Origin of the sequence: Frankia sp. AiPs1, from assembly GCF_023716945.1 — a bacterium.
GTDB lineage: Bacteria > Actinomycetota > Actinomycetes > Frankiales > Frankiaceae > Frankia.
Window position 1 is genome coordinate 1 of sequence record NZ_JAMQQF010000650.1, and the last position, 3,165, is coordinate 3,165.

Annotated in this window: 4 protein-coding genes and 1 pseudogene; 4 read left to right on the forward strand and 1 reads right to left on the reverse strand. The window is 76.8% G+C overall.

Going from position 1 to position 3,165, the window contains the following annotated elements:
- The 4 genes from ND748_RS28865 to ND748_RS28880 all read left to right on the forward strand — a co-directional run.
- The coding region (locus tag ND748_RS28865) for a type II secretion system F family protein (protein ID WP_374216062.1) at window positions 1-1,401 on the forward strand (1,401 nt) is incomplete at its 5' end.
- Between the two features lie 51 nt (window positions 1,402-1,452).
- The gene (locus ND748_RS28870) at window positions 1,453-1,719 is read left to right on the forward strand and encodes a DUF4244 domain-containing protein (RefSeq protein ID WP_251749344.1); all 267 of its coding nucleotides are present in this window, start codon (window positions 1,453-1,455) and stop codon (window positions 1,717-1,719) included.
- Between the two features lie 93 nt (window positions 1,720-1,812).
- Window positions 1,813-2,205 (forward strand): TadE family type IV pilus minor pilin, encoded by a 393-nt coding sequence (locus ND748_RS28875; RefSeq protein ID WP_374216063.1) that lies wholly within the window; start codon window positions 1,813-1,815, stop codon window positions 2,203-2,205.
- Window positions 2,202-2,675, forward strand: coding sequence for an Rv3654c family TadE-like protein (locus ND748_RS28880; protein WP_251749346.1), 474 nt, complete (start codon window positions 2,202-2,204; stop codon window positions 2,673-2,675). The genes ND748_RS28875 and ND748_RS28880 overlap by 4 nt, the downstream gene beginning before the upstream one ends.
- Here the strand turns inward: ND748_RS28880 and ND748_RS28885 are convergent.
- Window positions 2,648-3,165: pseudogene (locus tag ND748_RS28885) on the reverse strand (hypothetical protein); the annotation flags it as partial. The gene ND748_RS28880 and the pseudogene ND748_RS28885 sit on opposite strands and share 28 nt — an antisense overlap.

Sequence of the window (3,165 nt, forward strand, 5' to 3'; positions counted from 1 at the left end):
GGCGTCGTGAGCCCGGCCGCCCGCGCCCGCCGCCGCGGCCCGGTTGAAACCACGAGGACGCGGCGACCTGCTCCGATTGGCGACGCACCCAGAGCCGTACTGGTCGGCACCGTGCCTCGCCGCATCGCGGTGAGTTTCGTCGCGGTGAGTTTCGTCGCGATGGTCGCGGCGACTGCCGGGCCCGTCGCGGCGGCGACCGTCACCGTGGCGCTCGGCTGCCTGGCACGGGCCGTCCGGCGGAAGCGGGCACGGCACCGGCAGGCAAGGGTGCGGGCCTGCGCGGAGGACTTCCTCGCGGCCTACGCGGCGGAACTCGACGCCGGCGGTCCGCACGGGCACGCCCTGCACGCGGCCGCGCGTGGCATCGAGGAGCTCGGTAGCGCCCCCGGCCGCCACCCCGGCTGGATCTCGCTGGACCGGCTGGCCGACACTCTCGCGGGACCGGACGACCCCGGGGTCGCGCTGTGCCGGAGCGAGGCCGGCGCCGTCCGCCAGCTCGGCATCGCTTACCAGGTCTGCACGCTGGTCGGGGCGCGGCTCGCCCCCATCACGACGATGCTGGCCACGCTCGCCCGGGCCGACGCCGTGCGGGCGGGGGAACTGGCTGCGGCGCTGGCCGGCCCGAGGTCCTCCGGGCGACTGGTGGCCGCGCTCCCACTGGCCGGGATCGCGCTGGGCTCGCTGGCCGGCGCCCAGCCGCTGCACACGTTGCTCGCCACCCCCGCCGGCAACGCCTGCCTGCTCGCGGGCGGTCTGGCGGACCTGGCGGGACTGCGCTGGCTGCGGTCCTTCGCGGACCGCGTCGAACGACGGGTGGCCCCGGTTGCCATGGACGCTGCCAGGACCGGTGACCCGACCCGCGTCGTCTCCGGGCGCCAGCGGCTGCTCGCCGACCTGCCGCTGGCCCTCGACCTGATCGCGGCCTGCCTGCGGGGCGGCGGGACGGTCGTGTCCGCCATGGTGGCCGTGGGCGCCGCCAACGGCGGCAAGCTGGGCCGGGAGCTGCGGCGAGCCGCCGAGGACCTGGCGGCGGGAGCCGACGCGCTCGCGGCCTGCGACCGTCTGATCGCTGCCACCGTTGGCAGCGGCCGTGCCGCGCGACTGGCGCGGCTGCTGGGGCGCGATCCGCGTACGGCGCCGGGATCACGCTGGACCGTGATGATGCGGGCGGCCGTCGCCGCCTTCGACCGGGCCCAGACGTCCGGCGCGAAACCGGCCGCCGCCCTCGTCCGGCTCGCCCAGCGGGCCCGCGACGAGGCCCACGCGGAGAGCATCGCCGCTGCCCGCCGGGCCGGCGTGCTGGCCGTCGCGCCCCTCGGGCTCTGCTTCCTGCCGGCCTTCCTGCTGCTCGGCGTCGTCCCCGTCGTGCTCGGGTCCCTACCGAATCTGCTGCCGGCCTAGCCGCACAGGCATCACCCGATCCAACCCTGCCCCGTTCCGGAGGTGTCCCTGATGTTCCCGTCAAGGATTTTCCCGTCCCCGAATCGCCTGCCCCGCCCGCCCCGCGGTCCGTTCATCCGGGCCGCCTGGCGCCGGATCCTCGCCGGTCACCGCAGCGGCGCGGGCGGCCGCGACCTGGGGATGTCCACTGCCGAGTACGCGGTCGGCACGCTCGCCGCAGTCGCGTTCGCCGGTGTCCTCTACGCGGTCGTGTCGAGTTCCGCGACCCGCTCGCTGGTCTCGTCGGTCGTGCAGCGCGCGCTGACCGTCTCGTTCTGAGCGCCTCCAGTGCGATGGTCCGGGGCGGCGCCGCGCAGGCGCCGCGCACATCCCACACCGCTCCCACCGGCCGTCACCCGGCACCGGCGGGACATCACCCGCGGGGCGGACAGCGGTCAGGCGACGGCCGAACTCGCCATGGGCCTGCCCTCGTTGTTCGTCGTCTTCTTCCTCGCGGCCTGGATGCTCGCGGCGGTCGGTGCGCAGGCCCGGTGCGCCGATGCGGCGCGGGTTGGCGCCCGGCTCGCGGCCAGGGGCGAGGCGCAGTCGACGATCTCGGCCGCGGTGACCCGGGCGGCGCCTCGCGGCGCGACCCTGCGGCTGCACCGCGATGCCGGCCTGCTGGACGTCGAGGTCTCAGCGCCGGTTGGTGCCGCCGGCCTCGGGCGGCTGGTGCCGGCACTCGTCGTGACGGCGCACGCCATCACCCCCGTGGAACCAGTCGCCTGCACGACGCCGGACTGCGCACCGCCGGGGCCACCGTGACCACGGGTGGCCGCCATCCCCGGCCGGGAGGCCTCGCCGCCCCCGCGGCGACCCGGGACCTGCGGGACGGCGGATCGGCGACGGTGTGGCTGCTCGCCGTGCTGTTCGCGCTGCTGTCGCTGGCCGGCCTCGCCTTCACCCTGACGGTGATCGGGGCCGCGCGACAACGGGCCGCGACAGCGGCAGATCTCGCGGCGCTCGCCGCGGCAGCCCTGCCCCCGGTCGACGAGCAGGCCGTCTGCGCACGGGCCCGGGAGATCAGCGCCGCCAACCGGACCCGCCTGGTGGACTGCCGGATCGCCGCCGACACGGTGGAGATCGCTGTCAGCGTGCACCTGCCGACGGTGATCGGCATGCTGGGCGATCTGAGCGTCCAGGCCCGGGCCGGCCCATGGGGCGGCGCGGCCAGCGCCTACCTGCCGACGTCCCAGGACGCGAATGGTCAGGAGCGAGCCCCCGCTCGATCCTGACCGGTCTGGTCGGCCGAGTCGTGCTCGCGGGTTTCCCGGCGGCCCAGGTCCGCGACGCGAGCCACGATCCGGTCGCCGCGTCGCGGCGGGGTGTTCGTCGGCAGTGGCGCGTGGGAGCCGGCGGGCGGTGAATCGGCGGCCGGGCTGTTCGGGGTCGACGGCGTCGAGGTCGACGGCGTCGGCGGGGTGGGGACACGCACAGCGGACCGCACTGGCGCGGTCTGCCGGACGTCTCCGGACCAGGTGGGCGAGGTGTCTGCGCCATGCGCGGGGACTGTCGCGGCGGCCGGACGGGCCTCGAAGACCGGACGGACCTCGGCAGCCGGACGGGCCTCGAAGACCGGACGGGCCTCGGCAGCGGGACGGGCCTCCGAGACCGGCCGGGCCTCGGCGGCGGGCTGCTTCGCGAGGATGGGGCGCTTGGCGAGGGTGGGGCGGGTCCGCCTGGGTGCGCCAGGGGTCCGCTCGTCGGGCCGGCCGGCGGCCGGAG

Excerpts from the sequence above, each read along its gene's own strand:
- ND748_RS28870 (WP_251749344.1), top strand. The coding sequence starts at position 1,453 with ATGTTCCCGTCAAGGATTTTCCCGTCCCCGAATCGCCTGCCCCGCCCG.